15 protein-coding genes are annotated in these 18,671 nt (G+C 45.4%); 10 read left to right on the forward strand and 5 right to left on the reverse strand.

Annotated elements, in window-relative coordinates; all coding sequences use genetic code 11:
• Window positions 1-19: 19 nt before the first annotated feature.
• Both infC and thrS read right to left on the reverse strand, forming a co-directional pair.
• Window positions 20-490, reverse strand: a complete 471-nt coding sequence (gene infC / locus OCU90_RS10435; protein ID WP_004733519.1) for a translation initiation factor IF-3 — start codon at window positions 488-490, stop codon at window positions 20-22.
• 83 nt (window positions 491-573) lie between these two features.
• Window positions 574-2,502 carry a threonine--tRNA ligase gene (gene thrS / locus OCU90_RS10440; RefSeq protein WP_029222394.1) on the reverse strand — a complete coding sequence of 643 codons (1,929 nt, stop codon included), beginning with the start codon at window positions 2,500-2,502 and terminating at the stop codon, window positions 574-576.
• Between the two features lie 397 nt (window positions 2,503-2,899).
• Here thrS and OCU90_RS10445 point away from each other — a divergent pair, with 397 nt between their 5' ends.
• Window positions 2,900-3,883: a DUF3187 family protein gene (locus OCU90_RS10445; RefSeq protein WP_061021566.1), complete on the forward strand. Its 984-nt coding sequence runs from the start codon at window positions 2,900-2,902 to the stop codon at window positions 3,881-3,883.
• A gap of 115 nt (window positions 3,884-3,998) precedes the next feature.
• On the opposite strand, the gene OCU90_RS10450 is transcribed toward OCU90_RS10445, so the two are convergent.
• Window positions 3,999-4,742, reverse strand: coding sequence for a sporulation protein (locus OCU90_RS10450; RefSeq protein WP_061021568.1), 744 nt, complete (start codon window positions 4,740-4,742; stop codon window positions 3,999-4,001).
• A 181-nt stretch (window positions 4,743-4,923) separates the two neighbouring features.
• Here OCU90_RS10450 and hutC point away from each other — a divergent pair, with 181 nt between their 5' ends.
• The 6 genes from hutC (at window position 4,924) to OCU90_RS10480 (ending at window position 12,282) form a co-directional block, all read left to right on the forward strand.
• Window positions 4,924-5,637, forward strand: a complete 714-nt coding sequence (gene hutC / locus OCU90_RS10455; protein ID WP_061021570.1) for a histidine utilization repressor — start codon at window positions 4,924-4,926, stop codon at window positions 5,635-5,637.
• Between the two features lie 113 nt (window positions 5,638-5,750).
• Window positions 5,751-7,001 carry an imidazolonepropionase gene (gene hutI / locus OCU90_RS10460; RefSeq protein ID WP_061021572.1) on the forward strand — a complete coding sequence of 417 codons (1,251 nt, stop codon included), beginning with the start codon at window positions 5,751-5,753 and terminating at the stop codon, window positions 6,999-7,001.
• Window positions 6,988-8,016, forward strand: coding sequence for a formimidoylglutamase (gene hutG / locus OCU90_RS10465; protein WP_061021573.1), 1,029 nt, complete (start codon window positions 6,988-6,990; stop codon window positions 8,014-8,016). Before hutI ends, hutG begins: the two co-directional genes overlap by 14 nt.
• A gap of 72 nt (window positions 8,017-8,088) precedes the next feature.
• The gene (gene hutU / locus OCU90_RS10470; protein ID WP_061021576.1) at window positions 8,089-9,783 is read left to right on the forward strand and encodes a urocanate hydratase; all 1,695 of its coding nucleotides are present in this window, start codon (window positions 8,089-8,091) and stop codon (window positions 9,781-9,783) included.
• Between the two features lie 14 nt (window positions 9,784-9,797).
• Window positions 9,798-11,330 (forward strand): histidine ammonia-lyase, encoded by a 1,533-nt coding sequence (gene hutH / locus OCU90_RS10475; protein WP_032501161.1) that lies wholly within the window; start codon window positions 9,798-9,800, stop codon window positions 11,328-11,330.
• 226 nt (window positions 11,331-11,556) lie between these two features.
• Window positions 11,557-12,282: a DUF3581 domain-containing protein gene (locus OCU90_RS10480; RefSeq protein ID WP_061021578.1), complete on the forward strand. Its 726-nt coding sequence runs from the start codon at window positions 11,557-11,559 to the stop codon at window positions 12,280-12,282.
• A gap of 128 nt (window positions 12,283-12,410) precedes the next feature.
• Here the strand turns inward: OCU90_RS10480 and OCU90_RS10485 are convergent, their stop codons facing one another.
• A complete protein-coding gene (locus OCU90_RS10485; protein ID WP_004733425.1) occupies window positions 12,411-12,872 on the reverse strand; it encodes a methyltransferase family protein in 462 nt (153 codons plus the stop codon).
• 66 nt (window positions 12,873-12,938) lie between these two features.
• Window positions 12,939-15,974, reverse strand: coding sequence for a D-2-hydroxyglutarate dehydrogenase YdiJ (gene ydiJ, locus OCU90_RS10490; RefSeq protein WP_061021579.1), 3,036 nt, complete (start codon window positions 15,972-15,974; stop codon window positions 12,939-12,941).
• Window positions 15,975-16,195: 221 nt separating this feature from the next.
• On the opposite strand from ydiJ, the gene OCU90_RS10495 reads away from it, so the two are divergent.
• The 3 genes from OCU90_RS10495 (at window position 16,196) to OCU90_RS10505 (ending at window position 18,589) form a co-directional block, all read left to right on the forward strand.
• On the forward strand, window positions 16,196-16,879 hold the full coding sequence (locus OCU90_RS10495; RefSeq protein WP_004733423.1) for a DUF3334 family protein: 684 nt from the start codon (window positions 16,196-16,198) through the stop codon (window positions 16,877-16,879).
• A 209-nt stretch (window positions 16,880-17,088) separates the two neighbouring features.
• Window positions 17,089-17,778 carry a DUF2786 domain-containing protein gene (locus OCU90_RS10500; RefSeq protein ID WP_004733422.1) on the forward strand — a complete coding sequence of 230 codons (690 nt, stop codon included), beginning with the start codon at window positions 17,089-17,091 and terminating at the stop codon, window positions 17,776-17,778.
• Window positions 17,779-17,920: 142 nt separating this feature from the next.
• On the forward strand, window positions 17,921-18,589 hold the full coding sequence (locus OCU90_RS10505; protein WP_004733421.1) for an OmpA family protein: 669 nt from the start codon (window positions 17,921-17,923) through the stop codon (window positions 18,587-18,589).
• Window positions 18,590-18,671 lie beyond the last annotated feature (82 nt).

Here is an 18,671-nt window from a genome sequence, read left to right on the forward strand (position 1 = left end):
TTACTTGTAAAGCCGTTAATTACTTCTTTTTAGGGGCCAACACCATGATCATCTGGCGACCTTCAATTCTCGTTGGGAAAGATTCGACAACTGCAAATTCTTCAGTATCGATTTTCAAACGATTAAGAACGTCAACACCGATTTCTTGGTGAGCCATTTCGCGGCCACGGAAGCGAATTGTTACCTTCACTTTGTTGCCGTCTTCAAGGAAACCAGTCAGGTTGCGTAGTTTTACCTGATAGTCTCCAATATCAGTTCCAGGTCGGAATTTAATTTCCTTGATCTGAACCTGCTTTTGCTTTTTCTTCTGCTCTTTCGCAGCTTTGCTCTTCTCGAAGAGGAACTTACCGTAGTCCATCACACGACAAACTGGCGGCTCGGCGTTAGGGCTGATCTCTACGAGATCCATACCAGCTTCATTTGCAGCTTCCATCGCTTCAGCGATTGTTACTACACCAACAGCTTCGCCGTCTGCGCCAGTTAGACGCACTTCACGAACGCCACGAATGTCACCGTTTAAACGGTGCTGGTTTTGTTTGGCCGGTTGTTGGCCACGTCTTCCGCCTTTAATAGCTATTCCTCCAGATTGAGCTTACGGTTTGAAACCTCGGCTTGGATGTATGAAATAAAGTCATCCACTTTAAATTTACCAAGGTCCTTACCTTTACGTGTACGTACTGCAATTTCGCCGGCTTCCATTTCTTGGTCACCACACACAAGCATGAACGGTACACGTTTCAAAGTATGTTCGCGGATTTTAAAGCCAATCTTCTCATTTCTCAAGTCTGCTTTGACTCTAAATCCACTTTTTTGCAGTTTTTTCGCAATTTCTTGTACATATTCAGACTGTTTGTCCGTAATGCCCATAACAATTGCTTGTTCTGGCGCCAACCACGTTGGGAAGAAGCCAGCGTATTCTTCAATAAGAATACCAATGAAGCGTTCTAGTGAACCTAAAATCGCGCGGTGGATCATAACTGGCGTGTGACGCTCGTTATCTTCACCTACGTAAGTTGCACCTAAACGTTCTGGTAATGCAAAATCGAGCTGCACTGTACCACATTGCCATGCGCGGTCCAAACAATCATGCAAAGTAAATTCAATCTTAGGTCCGTAGAACGCACCCTCGCCTTCTTGAATCTCGTATGCAATCTCCATCGCCTCAAGCGCTTGCTTAAGATCGGCCTCTGCACGGTCCCACATTTCGTCTGAACCTACGCGCTGTTCTGGACGAGTAGATAGCTTAACAACAATGTTTTCGAAACCGAAAGTTGTGTAAGTATCGTAAACCATTTCAATACAAGCTTTAACTTCTTGCTGAACTTGGTCTTCAGTACAGAATACGTGAGCATCATCTTGAGTGAAGCCACGAACACGCATAATGCCGTGAAGTGCGCCAGACGGCTCGTTACGGTGACATGAGCCGAACTCAGCCATACGTAGCGGTAGATCACGGTAAGATTTCAAACCTTGGTTGAAGATTTGAACGTGACCAGGACAGTTCATTGGCTTAATCGCGTATTCACGGTTCTCTGAAGAAGTAGTGAACATCGCTTCAGCGTACTTATCCCAGTGACCAGAACGTTCCCAAAGAACACGGTCCATCATTAATGGGCCTTTAACTTCTTGGTAGTCGTACTCAGTCAGCTTCTGACGAATAAATACTTCTAGCTCACGGAAGATAGTCCAACCATTGTGATGCCAGAACACCATGCCTGGTGCTTCTTGCTGCATGTGGAATAGATCTAAGTGCTTACCGATTTTACGGTGATCACGCTTAGCCGCTTCTTCTAGGCGCACTAGGTGAGCCTTAAGCGCTTTCTTGTCGTGGAATGCAGTGCCGTAGATACGTTGAAGCATCTTGTTGTCACTGTTACCACGCCAGTAAGCACCCGCTACGTTAAGTAGCGTGAAGTGTTGGCAGAAGCCCATATGTGGAACGTGTGGACCACGACACATATCAATGTATTCTTCATGATGGTAGAGGCCTGGACGATCGTCTTTAGAAACGTTCTCATCCAAGATTTCGATTTTGTAAGCTTCGCCGCGAGCTTCGAATGCGTCACGCGCTTCCTGCCAGCTAACTTTCTTCTTAACAACCTGGTACTTGGTCTTCGCTAGCTCTTTCATACGCTTTTCAATCTTTTCTAGATCTTCTTGCGTTAGAGAGTGCTCAAGGTCGATATCGTAGTAGAAACCGTTATCGATGGTAGGACCGATCGCCATTTTCGCTTCTGGAAAAAGCTGCTTAATCGCGTGACCTAAAAGGTGAGCACAAGAGTGACGAACGATCTCAAGGCCATCAACTTCATCTTTAGCTGTGATGATTTCTAGGCTTGCATCGTTTTCGATAAGATCACAAGCATCAACACGCTCGCCGTCTACACGACCAGCAATGGTTGCTTTCGCAAGACCAGGACCGATTGATAGGGCAACATCTAGAGTTGATACAGGGTTGTCAAATTGACGCTGACTACCGTCAGGAAGAGTAATAATTGGCATTATTTGTCCTTTACAGTGGTGTTGCACACCAAGCAACACATGAAAATGTTTAATATATGTTTTTCAATCAACAAGTATGTCGATCGGAGATATATGCATAATAAAGATACCCACATAGAAGCAAATACAGATGCCCCATTTGTGAGTAGCCGAACATTGTAACGAAATTATATGAAATGACAATGACAGAGAGAATCTGCCCGCTCTCCAACCACTTCGTTTCATAAGGTTTTATCATAATACCGGTAACTTCCCTGCCCCTCCTCTTTCCAGTCAAGCTGTATCAACTCAACTATTTGTCCTATCTCTTGTGAGTACGCCCTTACAACTTATCTCTTACAAACGAGTTATTTAGAACTAAGCTGTATAGAAGCAACGGAATGCGGATGAGGTGCATATGGGAAAACAGGCTGTCTTTATATCGTTCATACCACCTTTACCATTACTAATAGCAACTGTTGTTTTTACTCCAACCGCATGGGCCAACAAAGATTACGGCCCGCTAATCAGTTATACCCAAGCACCATTACAGTCCGTTCGTCTTACTCCAACGCTCCGTTCTGGCTTTCCGCTCGAAGAAAACAAGCTTGAAGTATTTGCTTCTTTAACCGCCGCGAGTATATGGGCTAACTCTCACGACTATCATTTAGACTATTATCAGAATCAACTTCAAACAGGGCTGAAATGGCAACTAACAACAGCATGGCAATTAGAGTTCAACTACCGCTGGTTATACGCCGCCAATAATCACCTTGATAAGGTCATCATCAATTACCACGATCTATTTGGCATCGACCAAGCAGGGCGGGAACGTAAAGACAGACACCAATTTGATGTTTACGCGCCAAGCCATGGCATCAATATCAGTGACTTCTCTGGCGACACGCTGACAAGTGCTTTCACACTCTACACTCAATACCAAATCATAGACCTTGAAAACCATGGACTATCTTTTGGTGTCTCCCTCTATCACAACAACGTCAACCACGGTGCATTTAAGGGAAACAGCACCGAACAAAGCGCTCAACTCAACTATGCATACCAACTCGACATCAATACCTTCTATACAAGCTTAGGGTTGGCCAATCAGTCTAATCGAGAGGTGGAAAATAGTTTTATACATAAGAAAACAACATGGTCATGGATGGGAGGATATCAACTCACGCTATTTGAAAACCATGAGTTGCACTTTGAGTATCGTTGGTATGAAGGCGCCGAAGACGGTGACACTGAGTTTTCAGAAGCCGCAAATGAAATAATGCTTGGATATCGCTACCTAATGCAACGTTCAGCGATCGAGATATCCATTATCGAAAACATCTTCAACATGGACAACTCCACCGATGTCGCTTTTCAATTGGCTTATCGTCATCAGTGGTAAGTCCATTTAAGGTCGAGATAGTAGAATTAAAAAAGCCGAACGGTTAAGTTCGGCTATAGAAATCGTACTGTCTTGTCTCTATTAATAGAAAAAGCGACTACTAACAGAGAGGGAACTACGCACTCATGATTCTTGATACAGCATTGCGAATGTCTGAGTCGGCCGCGTTAGCAGGTAAGCTGAATGAGATGTATTGGTCGCCACGGAAGCTCATTGAGCGGTCGATTTCTGCTAGGCAGTGAACCATTGAACCTTCAACGATGAATGACAGCTCGATCTCTTTATTATTCATGAAGCCGCCGCTGCGAAATTCAATCTCTTGGTAACAGCCCAAACGAGAAGCAAAGTTGTTGCCTTTTAAGAAGCCCTTCTCTACATCTGCTTTCACCATTGCCATACCCGATGCTTCCACGCCTTGGATGATTTTAGCAACTGTTGGCAGTGGGTGTACGGAGATAAAGTCACGGTCTTTAGGGTCAATCGCGAAGCCTATATCTAGGTTGGTTTCAACCCACACATGGCATTGGTTCGTTTGTGCGTTCAACGCGGTGACTGGCGTTTCATCATTTAACTTAAGACGGAATGGCACCAGTTTGGTTTCACCCGGTTGGATAACGAAAGGCTCTACCGCTTGAATACGACCCAGTGAAAAGGTTTCGTAGCTGGTACTGTCTTCAGTTTCTACTTTTACTTCTGTGTTGAGAACCAAGTTAATCAAGTCGATTTGTTGCTCAACGTCGCCACCAACAATGTGAACATTGCCAGACAACTCTCCACCTTGGAAAACTTCAATATTATCTAAGACAGTATCAACCTTTGCTGCACCGATGCCCAACGAGGCCTTTAATTTCTTAAACATATTATTTCCCTTTCTAATTATCTGATTTACGAATAGTTATTGCGTGACAATTTGCGACACTTGCCTCACAGAATCAAGCAATTTGCCCCATCTATGTTGAATAAGGTCACATTGCCCGAGGAAATGTTGAAATCGTGAAAAATTCCGTTACTCTATTTGTATAGTCAAATAAGGTTTCATTATGTCGAAAGCGCCGCTCTACCTACAGATAAAACAGTTCATAGACGATAATATCAACAATGGTCACTGGCCAGTGGGTTACCAGATAACCACAGAACTCGAACTCACAGAGCAGTTCAATGTGAGTCGAATGACGGTCAATAAAGCCATTCGAGATCTGGTGTCTGAAGGCAAGCTCATCAGGAAACCAAGACTGGGGACTTTTGTTTGTGAACCAGACGAAAAAGCGCAATCTCCGCTGCTTGATATCAACAACATCGCGCAAGAGATCAAAGACCGTGGCCAAACGTATACTAGCCAAGTTATCAAACACGATAGCATCAAAGCTGATGAAAGCACGGCTACACGGTTAGGAGTGATGATCAATGCTGAAGTGTTCTATAGTGAAATCATACACTTTGCCGACAACGTGCCGATACAATTGGAAGCGCGTTGGGTGAACTCTCAAGCCGCTCCAAAATACCTAGAGCAAGACTTTTCAACCTCTACACCCAACGAATACCTTTCAAAAAGCTGCCCGTTGAGTGCTATCGAGCATACAGTTGAAGCCATTATTCCAGACACTCAAATCAGAGCGTCACTAAAACTATCTGAATCAGAGCCTTGCCTTCTTTTGAATAGAAGAACATGGAGCAAAGAGCGCCTCATCAGCTTTGCATTGCTCTACCATCCTGGCTCTAAGTACAAATTAAGCTCCAAGATACTTCTAGATTAAAGAACATCATCCTGATCGCCGATCACATTTTTGCAACATCAACTTGATTCGGGTCAGCGTTTAGCCTATTTATTTGTATATACATTTAATGTTTAGCAAAGATCTAGGTGATTATGAATTTGATCCTCAAAAACGCACGAGTGGTCTCCATGAGCTCGGGAGCCGATGGCTATCAGCCCTCTTCCCCTCAAGATATCGTTATCGAAAGCGGTAAAATCGTGTCCATCTCTTGTTCAAACCAAGGCGTACTTGCTTCTGAGTTAGAACAAGTAAGTGTTGATGGTTCTTTGGATTACATCACCTATGATTGCAAAAACAAGTTAGTCACCCCTGGGTTGATTGATTGCCACACTCACCTCGTATTTGCGGGTAATCGTGCCAATGAATTTGAGCAGCGTTTGAATGGTGTGTCTTACATCGACATCGCCAAGCAAGGCGGCGGCATTCTAGCGACAGTCACTGCAACACGCGCAGCGAAAGAGTCTGAACTGGTTGAAATGGCGTTACCGAGACTCGATGGTCTACTAAGAAGTGGCGTAACCAGCATCGAAGTAAAATCTGGCTATGGTTTAACGCTTGATGATGAACTCAAGATGTTACGCGCTGCTAAAGCGTTAGAAAATCATCGCCGAATTAAGATCACCACCACTCTCCTTGCAGCGCATGCTGTGCCACCTGAATACAAAGAACAACCGGACAGCTACATCGATCTGGTTTGCCAAGAGATCATTCCTAAAGCTGCAGAGCAAGGGCTCGCCGATGCGGTTGACGTGTTCTGCGAGTCTATCGGCTTCAACCTAGAACAGACCGAACGCGTCTTTGCAGCTGCCAAAGCACATGGGCTCGCGATTAAAGGCCACACTGAACAACTTTCAAATATGGGCGGCAGTGCGCTCGCAGCTAAATACGGTGCACTCTCTGTCGACCATGTTGAATACCTTGATGAAACCGGAGTAAAAGCACTGGCGAAATCAGGGACAGTAGCCACCTTGCTACCCGGAGCTTTCTATTTCTTGAAAGAGACTCAACAACCGCCCGTTGCCCTACTTCGTGAACACAACATTCCAATGGCGATCGCGACCGACCTAAATCCCGGCACCTCACCCTTTGCAGATTTAACGCTGATGATGAACATGAGCTGCACCCTGTTTGGCACGACACCTGAAGAAGCATTGCGTGGTGTAACTTGTAACGCCGCCGCTGCCATTGGCGAGTCACAAACCAAAGGCAAAGTCGAAATCGGTTATGCCGCAGATTTAGCTATCTGGAATATCGACCACCCTGCCGATCTAAGCTATCAAGTCGGTGTTCCTCATCTGCATAAACGTATTGTTAACGGCGAGGTGTGTCATGACTCAATCTAAGTCCAACGTCATCCAAGATAATGCAGCAACCACACATAACTTTGTATGGACTGGGCGTAATGATCTTGAAGATGGCGCACTCGGTACTCGCGTTCATCACATTACCAAACAAGTTCAAAGTAGTGAGTTAAGTAACGAGCTTACTGATGGCGCTATCGCCTTAGTTGGCTTTGCCAGCGATGCAGGCGTTGCAAGAAATAAAGGCCGAATTGGCGCAAAACAAGCACCTAACCTGATTCGCCAAGCGTTAGCTAATATGGCTTGGCACAGTGACTCACACATTGCGGATCTTGGTGACATCGAGTGTAACGATGGTCAATTAGAAGTCAGCCAGAAACAGTGTGCTTCTGTGATTGCCAATGCGTTATCAACCAACAAAGTGATTACCCTTGGCGGTGGTCACGAGGTTGCTTGGGCATCGTTTCAAGGTCTTGCGGAACATCTAAATAAAATTCAATCAGAGCACAAATCTAAGATCGGTATCGTTAATTTTGATGCTCACTTTGATCTTCGCGAATTTGAAAGCAACATTGCCGATGTTAAACCGAGCTCAGGCACACCTTTCAACCAGATAAGTGATTACTGCCACACACATCAATGGCCGTTTCATTACGCTTGCCTTGGCGTGAGTGCTGCTAGCAATACCAAAGCGCTGTTTAACAAAGCTGACCAACTAGGTGTTTGGTATGAACACGACCGCAACATGACCCAAGTTAACCAAGTCGCTCAACTGGTTAAGTTGCAAAAATTCATCGCTGAGTGTGATTACCTCTATCTCACCATTGATCTAGATGTATTCCCCGCTGCGACAGCGCCGGGCGTCAGTGCACCAGCGGCAAGAGGCGTGAGCTATGAAGCACTCGCTCCTTTTCTAGAACAGATTTTCCAACACAGTGAAAAACTCATTATCGCGGACATTGCGGAATACAACCCAGACTACGACGTCGATGGCCAAACGGCTCGATTGGCGGCACGTTTGTGTTGGGATATAGCCAGTGCAATGGCCAGCGACTAATCCAGCTATACCGATAACTACAACTACAACTACAACTACAACGATATAACGTGAAACAGAAGGAATTCCAAAATGACGGAACACCACAACAGTGACCCTCGTCTCGACACGACTCGCGAAATTCGCGCACCTCATGGCACCACTTTGCGCGCTAAATCTTGGTTAACAGAAGCACCACTGCGTATGCTGATGAATAACCTAGACCCTGATGTGGCAGAACACCCACATGCACTGGTTGTGTATGGCGGTATCGGTCGCGCTGCGCGTGATTGGAAATGTTATGACAAGATTGTTGAAGTATTAGAGCGTTTAGAAGACGACCAAACGTTGCTTGTTCAATCAGGTAAACCTGTGGGCGTGTTCCCGACTCATAAAAACGCGCCTCGCGTACTGATCGCGAACTCGAACCTTGTTCCACACTGGGCGAATTGGGAGCACTTCAACGAACTCGATAAAGAAGGCTTGATGATGTACGGCCAGATGACCGCAGGCAGCTGGATTTACATTGGCTCTCAAGGCATTGTTCAAGGCACTTATGAAACGTTTGTTGCTATCGCGAAGAAGCACTTTCAAGGCGAAGCAAACGGCAAATGGGTTCTTACTGGTGGCCTCGGCGGTATGGGTGGTGCTCAACCTCTCGCAGCGACTATGGCTGGCTTCTCGATGATTGCGGTTGAATGTGATGAATCACGAATCGATTACCGCTTGCGTACAGGCTATGTCGACAAAAAAGCCACCAGCATAGATGAAGCGATGGCAATGATTAAAGAATCAGACACACCAATCTCTGTTGGCCTACTCGGTAACGCAGCAGACGTATTCCCAGAGCTTGTTGAACGCAATATCACGCCTGACGTAGTGACTGACCAAACCTCAGCCCACGATCCGCTGAACGGCTACTTGCCGCAAGGTTGGACGATGGAGAAAGCAGCACAAGAACGTTTAATTGATGAAGCGAAAGTAGTGAAAGCCGCTAAGCAATCAATGGCGATTCAAGTTCAAGCTATGTTAGATCTTCAGTACCGTGGCGCTGCGACCGTAGATTACGGCAACAACATTCGCCAAATGGCACTTGAAGAAGGTGTGGAAAACGCGTTTGATTTTCCAGGCTTCGTTCCTGCCTATATACGACCTTTATTTTGTGAAGGCGTCGGTCCGTTCCGTTGGGCTGCCCTATCTGGTGACCCAGAAGACATCTACAAAACAGACCAAAAAGTAAAAGAACTGATTCCAGATAACCCACATCTACACAACTGGCTAGATATGGCGCGTGAACGCATACAGTTCCAAGGCTTACCCGCTCGTATCTGTTGGGTTGGTTTGAAAGATCGCGAACGTTTAGGCCAAGCATTCAATGAAATGGTTAAAAATGGCGAACTGAAAGCTCCGGTTGTTATCGGTCGTGACCACCTCGATTCAGGTTCAGTGGCAAGCCCGAACCGCGAAACAGAAGGCATGATGGATGGATCAGATGCCGTATCAGATTGGCCTCTATTGAACGCCCTTCTAAATACGGCAGGTGGCGCAACATGGGTTTCTCTGCACCACGGTGGCGGCGTTGGCATGGGCTTCTCACAACACTCAGGAATGGTGATTTGTTGTGACGGCAGTGAAGATGCATCGCAGCGCATTGCTCGTGTACTTCACAACGACCCAGCAACAGGCGTTATGCGTCATGCTGATGCGGGTTACGATATTGCCAAGCAGTGTGCTAAAGAACAGAAGCTTGATTTGCCTATGCTAAACGAAGAACTTCGTCGCCTTTAATTTCTGGAGAAAACATGTTGAATTTATTACTTAAACCAGGACTTCTTGGCTTACCTGAACTGCGTAAGATTAGCCGCAGCCCTGTAAATTTATCACTCGACCCCGCAGCGATTCCTGATATTGAAGCGAGCATGCACGTTGTCGAGCAAGTGATTGCGGAAGATCGTACCGTGTATGGCATCAATACGGGTTTTGGCTTATTAGCGAATACCAAAATAGCGCCTGAAGATTTAGAAGTACTACAGAAAAGTATCGTGCTTTCTCACGCAGCAGGCATCGGCAAGTTCATGTCTGATGAAACTGTGCGTTTGATGATGGTGCTAAAGATTAACAGCTTGTCTCGTGGCTACTCTGGTATCCGACTCAAGGTCATAAATGCTCTTATCGATCTAGTGAACGCACAAGTTTACCCGTGCGTACCACAAAAAGGATCAGTGGGCGCTTCTGGAGATCTTGCTCCCCTCGCCCACATGAGTACGGTACTGCTTGGTGAAGGCCAAGCACGTCACAACGGCAAGATCATCACTGGCTTAGAAGCAATGCAGATCGCTGGCTTGGAGCCAATCACACTTGCTCCGAAAGAAGGCTTAGCTCTGTTAAACGGCACACAAGCATCGACAGCCTTTGCATTAGAAGGTCTGTTCGCAGCTGAAGACTTGTTTGCGTCTGCAACCGTGTGTGGCGCAATGTCTGTTGAAGCCGCGCTGGGTAGTCGTCGTCCGTTTGATCCGCGTATTCATCGCGTTCGTGGTCACCGTGGCCAAATGGATGCAGCACTTGCTTACCGTCATATGCTTGATCAAAAAAGTGAGATTGGTGAATCACACACTTGTTGTGAAAAGGTTCAAGACCCTTACTCGCTGCGTTGCCAACCTCAAGTGATGGGTGCTTGTTTACAGCAAATTCGTAATTCAGCAGAGACTTTAACGATTGAAGCAAATGCCGTATCCGACAACCCGCTTGTTTTCGCTGACGATGGCGACATCATTTCGGGCGGTAACTTCCACGCAGAACCTGTCGCAATGGCAGCCGATAACCTTGCACTAGCGATAGCTGAAATCGGTAGCTTGTCAGAGCGTAGAATGGCGTTGTTGATTGATAGTGCGCTAAGCAAACTTCCACCTTTCTTGGTCGATAACGGCGGCGTGAACTCGGGCTTTATGATTGCTCAAGTAACGTCTGCAGCACTCGCTAGTGAGAACAAAACCTTGGCTCATCCGGCGTCAATAGACAGCCTACCTACTTCTGCAAACCAAGAAGACCACGTATCAATGGCCACCTTTGCCGCTCGTAGGCTTAGATACATGGCTGAAAACACCCGTGGGATATTGGCAGTAGAATATTTAGCAGCAGCACAAGGGCTAGACTTCCGCGCTCCGAATCTATCTTCTCCTCGTGTGGAAGAAGCGAAACAGATTCTGCGTGAAAAAGTCAGCTTTTACGACAAAGACAGATATTTTGCTCCGGATATTGAACAAGCGAACTTATTGCTCAAATTATCCGTTCATAATCACCTAATGCCAGAAGGCACTTTGTGTAGCTTTTAAAGCAAAAACATTCTGAACAACACCCATTAGAGTGTCATATAAACAAGGGCTATTAATTTGCCCTTGTTGCATTGAGCCAAAGGCCATATCTCCCTTCAAATCGTCACATACCATCCAACGTATTTATCTAATTGACTGATATATAAGCAAAGTTAACTGGATAGACCATTAGAACGAAGTTAGTTAGCTATAATCCACCCCAGATTTGATGACTAATAGCGATACTATGTTTCTGACACCTTACTTTTCTACTGAAGACAATCAATTTCAATTCACTCGTGAACAGGCTAGCCACTTTGCTAAAAAAGTAGCCGCTGACTTCAACCCAATTCACGATGAAGACAACAAGCGCTTCTGCGTGCCTGGCGATCTTTTGTTTGCAGTACTTCTGCAAAAAGAAGGCATCAGCCAAAAAATGCGTTTTGATTTTTCAGGTATGGTGGGTAACGGTATTGCGCTAAGCGTTGACAACAAATGTGATAAAGAAAGCTCACTGGTTGACGAGAAAGGCAAAGAGTACCTGCACATGTCTTGTGAAGGTGAAAAGAGCTACGATCAAGCATTCATCGAACACGTAGTAACAAACTACGTTAAGTTCTCTGGCATGAACTTCCCACACATCATGGTTCCTCTTATGGAAGAGCAACAGATGATGATCAACTGCCAACGTCCTCTTGTGATTTACGAGAGCATGGAAGTTGAATTTACTCGCCTAGACCTATCTCACCCAGAAGTAGAATTCTCTGGCGCGACTTTTGATGTTGAAGGCAAGCGTGGCATCGTGACACTGAACTTCGATTTCAAAGAAGACGGCGAAGTTGTCGGTAAAGGCGTGAAACGCATGGTAGCAAGTGGCCTTAAGCCATACGACCAAGCTTCTGTAGACGACCTAGTAAACCGCTTCAACGAGCGTAAAGAGATGTTTCTAGCTCAGTTCGCAGCTGCCGCTTAATCAGCATCCTTATTTACACATCTCGATGTAAATAAGCTCTAGAATAAGATCAATAAAGCCCAGCTTGATATCCTCAAGCTGGGCTTTTTAGTACGATACCCGTCTATACGAAGACACTCAAGTCAAAACTAAATCCAGCGCCTAACCTTTTGTTTGTAATCAACATATTCCGCACCGAACAATTGCTCTAGGGCGCGTTCTTCTGGCTTAATTTGGAACTGGTTCATGTAGATTACGAATACAAAACTGAGTAAGACACTGAACAGGTTTTGGAAGAAATAGCCAAAGCAAAATAGCAGGATAAACAACCCTAGATACATTGGATTTCGTGTGTAGCCAAAAATGCCACTGTCCACGACTGCTGAAGCGGTTTCGACTTTGATCGGGTTAACGGTGGTTTTCTGTTTTCGGAATTCCCATATGCCTGATATTCCAATCACACCGCTCAATATGATCCCGATGCCTAGCACAACCATTCCATAAGGTAATGCCAGTGCCCCTTGGCTCAACTGCTGAGCGCAGAAGTATGATGCTACGAATACAATAATGAACAGTGCAACGGGTGGTACTTTTAATTCTAGAAATTTCATACTTTTCCTTATTAACATTCCTTTGTTAGTTTAGAAAAAAGCCCAGCAATTGCTGGGCTAAATGTATTAAAGAATTTTTGCTAGCGCCTGTAATGGGTGAGCAAGCTTCTCACCTTCAAAACGCTTTACTTGGCTACGGCAAGAGTAACCCGTCACCAAACAACGATCTTTTGGTAAGTCCTGCATTTGAGGTTTCCAGCTTAAACCGTATATGTCTTTCGACATTTGCAGCTTATCGACTTCATGGCCGAAAGTACCTGCCATACCACAACAACCGACAGGAACACTGGTTAACGCAGCACCAAAGTGTTTGAAGATAGCGCCCCACTCTTTTTCAGCGTTCGGCATTTTGGTCTTCTCAGTACAGTGAGCGAACAAGTACCACATCTCTTCACTTGCAGAACGAGCTTCGAACTCACCTAACGATGGCATTAACCATTCATGCACGGTGAGCACATCAAAGTCGCCACGCTTGTCACCTAAGATCTCGATGTATTCATCGCGATAACAAAGTACCAGTGCAGGATCAACACCCACCAAAGGAATGCCGATATCCGCCACCATCGACAAGAAATCCGATGTGGATTTCGCTTCACGCGCAAAGCGACTTAAGAAGCCTTTAATGTGCAGCGCTTTTCCATTTGGCTTAAACGGCAGCAGTACCGGTGTTTTGCCCAGCTTTTGAGCCAGAGTAACGAAGTCTTCAACTACTTCTGCATCATAAAAGCTAGTAAACGGGTCTTGAACGATAAGTACATGCTGTTTCTTCTGCTCAGAAGACAAGCTTTCTAAGTACTGTAAGTCGAAGAGTTGCAATTCTTTACTCGCCAAACGATTTTTTAGCGTAGGCACCGACATCAGTGGTGCATCAACATAACCAACCGTTTTAGCCGTTGCGGTTTGTATCCACCTTTGACCCAAGGCTGCGTTAACAACCTTTGGTGCTTTCGCCATTAGCGGCAGCATGGTTTCAATGTTGGCGACTAAATAGTCTTTTGCAGGACGTTGGTAGCGTGAGTAATAAATGTTTAAGAATCGAGAACGGAAGCTCGGCACATCGACTTTAATCGGACACTGGCTCGCACACGCTTTACATGCAAGACAACCATTCATCGCTTCGTGAACTTCATGCGAGAAATCGTATTCATGGCGTTTGTTCATCGTGTTACGAACACGCTCAACCATGGTTTTAACCGGAGTATTGTCCTTCAGCGCTTCTTGCTCTAAATCGAGAATATCGACGCCTTGTTCCGTTAACTGACGCAACCACTCTCTTACCAAACCTGCGCGGCCTTTTGGTGAATGACGACGGTCAGCTGTGACTTTCATCGAAGGACACATTGGCGAGCTCGTATCGTAGTTGAAGCACAAGCCGTTACCATTACATTCCATGGCTTGTTTGAAGCTATCACGAACTTGTACGTCGATCTGACGGTCATAGAAGCCGCGCTTGGTATCGGTGACTTTCACCAATTCAGCGTCGCTTTCTAATGGCGTACAGATCTTGCCTGGATTCATCTTATTGTGCGGGTCGAACGCTGCTTTAACACGTCTTAACTCAGTAAACAGCTCTTCACCAAAGAAGTCTGGGCCATACTCAGAGCGAAAACCTTTACCGTGCTCACCCCACATCAAGCCGCCGTATTTAGCCACCAGCTTAACCACTTCATCAGAGACTTCGTGCATCAGTGCTTCTTGCATCGGGTCACACAGATCAAGTGCCGGACGAACGTGTAATACGCCCGCATCAACGTGACCAAACATGCCGTAGTTCAGCTCTTTTGAATCGAGCAGCACTCTAAATTCAGAGATGAAGTCCGCCAAGTTTTCCGGTGGTACACAGGTATCTTCAGCAAAAGCGACTGGCTTAGCTCGGCCTTTCGCCGCACCTAACAGACCCACCGCTTTTTTACGCATGTTGTAAATTCGGCCAATGCTCGCCAAATCACTGCACACTTGGAAGCCAATCACACCGGCTTCTTCGGTTTCAAGCATGCTTTCAAGTTGTGCAGTCAGCGCTTGAACTTGTTGTTCAACTTCCGCTTCATCTTGGCCTGCAAACTCAACCATGTTGATACCAAGCATCTCTTTATTGGGAACATCCATAAGCAGGTCGCTCACGGTGTGCCAAACGATGTCTTGCTTCGCTAGGTTCAATACTCTTGAATCAACCGTTTCTACAGACAGCGCTTTCGCTTCTACCATAAACGGAGCATTGCGCAGCGCAGAATCGAACGTGTTGTATTTCACGTTAACCAGTGTGCGCGCTTTTGGAATCTTGGTTAGGTTTAACTTTGCTTCCGTGATGAATGCTAAAGAACCTTCAGCACCACATAGGACGCGAGTCAAGTCGAAGCTGTCGTCTTGTTCGTTGATTGCGTTCTTTAGGTCGTAACCTGTTAAGAAGCGATTCAAGGGTGGGAATTTATTAAGAATTTGAGCGCGCTTGTCTCGACAAACTGCCTCAGTAACCGCAAGGGCATGGTGAGCAAATTCACCCTCAACTGGCAAGCCGTGTGATAAATCAGACTCTAGACACGAACCATCTGCGAACACCGCTTGTAACGACAACACATGGTCGGACGTTTTTCCGTACTTCAACGACCCTTGGCCCGAAGCATCGGTATTGATCATGCCACCTAAGGTTGCTCGGTTACTGGTAGAAAGGTCTGGAGAGAAAAAGTAACCGTAGGGACGTACCGCATCATTCAATTGGTCTTTAACGACGCCAGACTGAACTCTCACCCAGCCCTCTTTCTCGTTAATCTCAAGAACCTTGTTCATGTATCGTGAAAGGTCAACCACAACACCTTTTGTTAAGGATTGTCCGTTGGTTCCGGTACCGCCGCCACGAGGTGAAAAGGTCACGCGTTCGTAAGCGGATTTAGCACCCACCTGACCGAGCAACACAACGTCTTGAGTTGTTTTAGGAAGGATGACCGCCTGCGGCAATTGCTGATAGACACTGTTATCAGTCGCCACAGCCAAACGGCTAGAATATTGAGATTCAATGTCGCCAGTAAAGCCCGCTGTTTTTAGTTCATCTAAAAAGCGTACGACTACTGGATCGACATCAGCATTAAGTTGAAGTCTTGGTAACATTTGCTTCCTGCCCCTACTTCGCTGATCCAATCAGCATTGGGTTATCTGAGATTTTTAATAATTTTCTTTGAATTTCGTCACTTTACTACTATTAAGATCATATAAAAAGGTGATCAAATCAGAATCTCAGTGCAAGAATGGAGAAATAGTCACTTTCGTCTTAATTCAGTCCAATATACTGAATAACATTTTGTTTAAGACATCTCCATGAGCACATCACAATGAAAAAAAACAAAACAGTCACAACTGAAGATATTCTTCTTAAGCTATGCCAATCAGTCTCAAGCGTACTCACTTCAGCGACGGCTTCTCAGGTGTCCTATTCAGCTATGGTTCAAAAGATCAACAAGACAAGTCTGAAGCCAGACTTTGGTTGTTTCGTCTTATTTGACGGTGGCTTTTCTGGTCTTGTTGTCATCAATTTTACGTCTAAAGCCGCGCTAGAGATCTATACCAATTACATGCGTAACATGGGCATGCCAGAAGATGAGCTGGCGGTACTACACACTTCAGACGAAGTGGGCGATGTTTTGGGCGAGTTAATGAACCAGTTAGTTGGTGATTTCACCAATAAGATCCGTAAAGAACTGCAAACCAACATCACACAGAACCAACCGAAAATGCTGGCATTGAACAAGCAAGTAAACCTTTCTGTTGATACTAACCTAGATCGTCCACAAGCCCGTCGTGTGACCTTCTCGACTGCAAACAACAACATCTTCTACCTAGAGCTTGCAATGGATAAGACAGAATTCATCCAATTAGAAGAATTTGAGATCGCTGAAGACGAATGTCCAGACAGTATTCTTGAGGCTACTCAGAAAAAAATGCAGGAAGCGAATAAGCCCGCTCAAAGTTCAGGTAATGATTCTGCAGCCGATCTACTCGATGAACTTGGTATCTAGTTTGCTAATGCTCTAGTTAATCCGGAAAATCGTGTCACTAACGCCATCAATACGCTTGATGGCGTTTTTGTATTACCCAGAAGCCACCTCTTCCATCCTTCATAAATGGCTCACCGCGTAATAACAAATGACTTTTGACTTTGCTGTTACCTGCCAAAACATGTAAAATGTCGGACTTTTCAAAATTTGCGGTAATGATTAAGTAGTCGATGGATAAGAAAAAAGCCCTAAAGAAAATTGCCAAGTGCCTTGAGCTTGGAAATTCTGCGAACGTCAATGAAGCGGCCAATGCGATAAAAATGGCGCATAACTTGATGCTGAAATATGGTCTCGAGAAAGACGATATTGAATTTATCAAGATGGGAAAAACTCAGTCCAGTCATCTGTTACCTGCAAATATCAGCTCTACACTGCTGCGTGTTATTCGCGGTATTAACACCAAGTTTGGCGTAGAAGCCGTATTACTGAACCACAAAGGCCTTAAGCGTGTGGAGTTCATTGGTGAAGCTGATCGAGCAATCTTTGCTGCCTTTGCTTTCGATATTATTTATCGCGAATTGAACGAGCATACGGGTCAATTCAGAAACAGCTTTGCAGGATCTGGTACCGGAACTCTCGAAGTCACTCGTCGTGTGAATTCTTACGTCTCTGGTTGGGTAGAAGGTGCGCTTGAAAAGTTGCCTATCATTACCCCGGACGACGAGTCAAACAACAAAATCAATAACTACATTGATAAAGAATTTGAAAATATTGACCGTGAAACCTTCAAACAACAACTCAGAGAAGCGATGAAAAACCTCACCGCTGACTATGAAGTTGGTTTGAAGAAAGGTCGTAAGCTTTCGGTAAACCGCCCTGTTGGCGGAACTCAAGCGGCTAAAAAAATCACCAAATCGTAGAGCATGCCATTTAGCTAAATCATAATGCTTGCTCTTTACATTTCCTCAGCACATTGTTAAAACCATCAATAATACTTATAGGACTATATGTTTGTCATTCGCAATCTATGCGTTTGACAGAAGTACATGATGGAGAAATACGTTGAAAAAAATCACACTAGCCCTAGCGCTTACTGTCGCTCTAACGGGTTGTCAGGCAACTCAACGCCAAAATGCTACAACTGGCGAATCTGAGACTAACTCTGCAACTCAAGGCGCTCTAATTGGTGCAATCGCTGGTGCCGTTGCTGGTGCTGCTACTGGTGACGATTCTAAAGATCGCCGTAAACGTGCACTCATCGGTGCTGCTGGTGGCGCTGCCGTTGGTGGTGGTATCGGTTACTACTTCGACCAACAAGAAGCTGCACTTCGTGAAGAACTCATGAACTCTGGTGTTCAAGTTGAACGCGTTGGTGAGAACCAGCTTCTACTTCGCCTAGAAAACGGCATTGGTTTTGGTTCTGGCTCTTACGCTTTGGAGTCTAGTATTCACAACACACTACGTGGTGTTGCTCGTATCTTAGTTGAATACCCAGACACTAGCCTAGTGATCGACGGTCACACTGACAGCACTGGTAGCGAGTCGTCTAACCAAATCCTTTCTGAGCGTCGTGCTGAATCTGTTCGTGCATTCTTGATCTCTCAAGACGTTGCTGCAGGTCGTGCCATTGCTCGTGGTAATGGTGAACGTTACCCTCTATGTGACAACAACACCTCTCAAGGTCGTGCTTGTAACCGTCGCGTAGAAATTCAAATCTTGCCACTTAAGTAGCACGGTTAAAGCCCAGTTACCTTTATCTATTGAATTAACCTCTATATAGTTGCTTATCAGTTATGTTACTCATTTAACGTGA

Source organism: Vibrio splendidus, assembly GCF_024347615.1.
GTDB classification, from domain to species: domain Bacteria; phylum Pseudomonadota; class Gammaproteobacteria; order Enterobacterales; family Vibrionaceae; genus Vibrio; species Vibrio splendidus.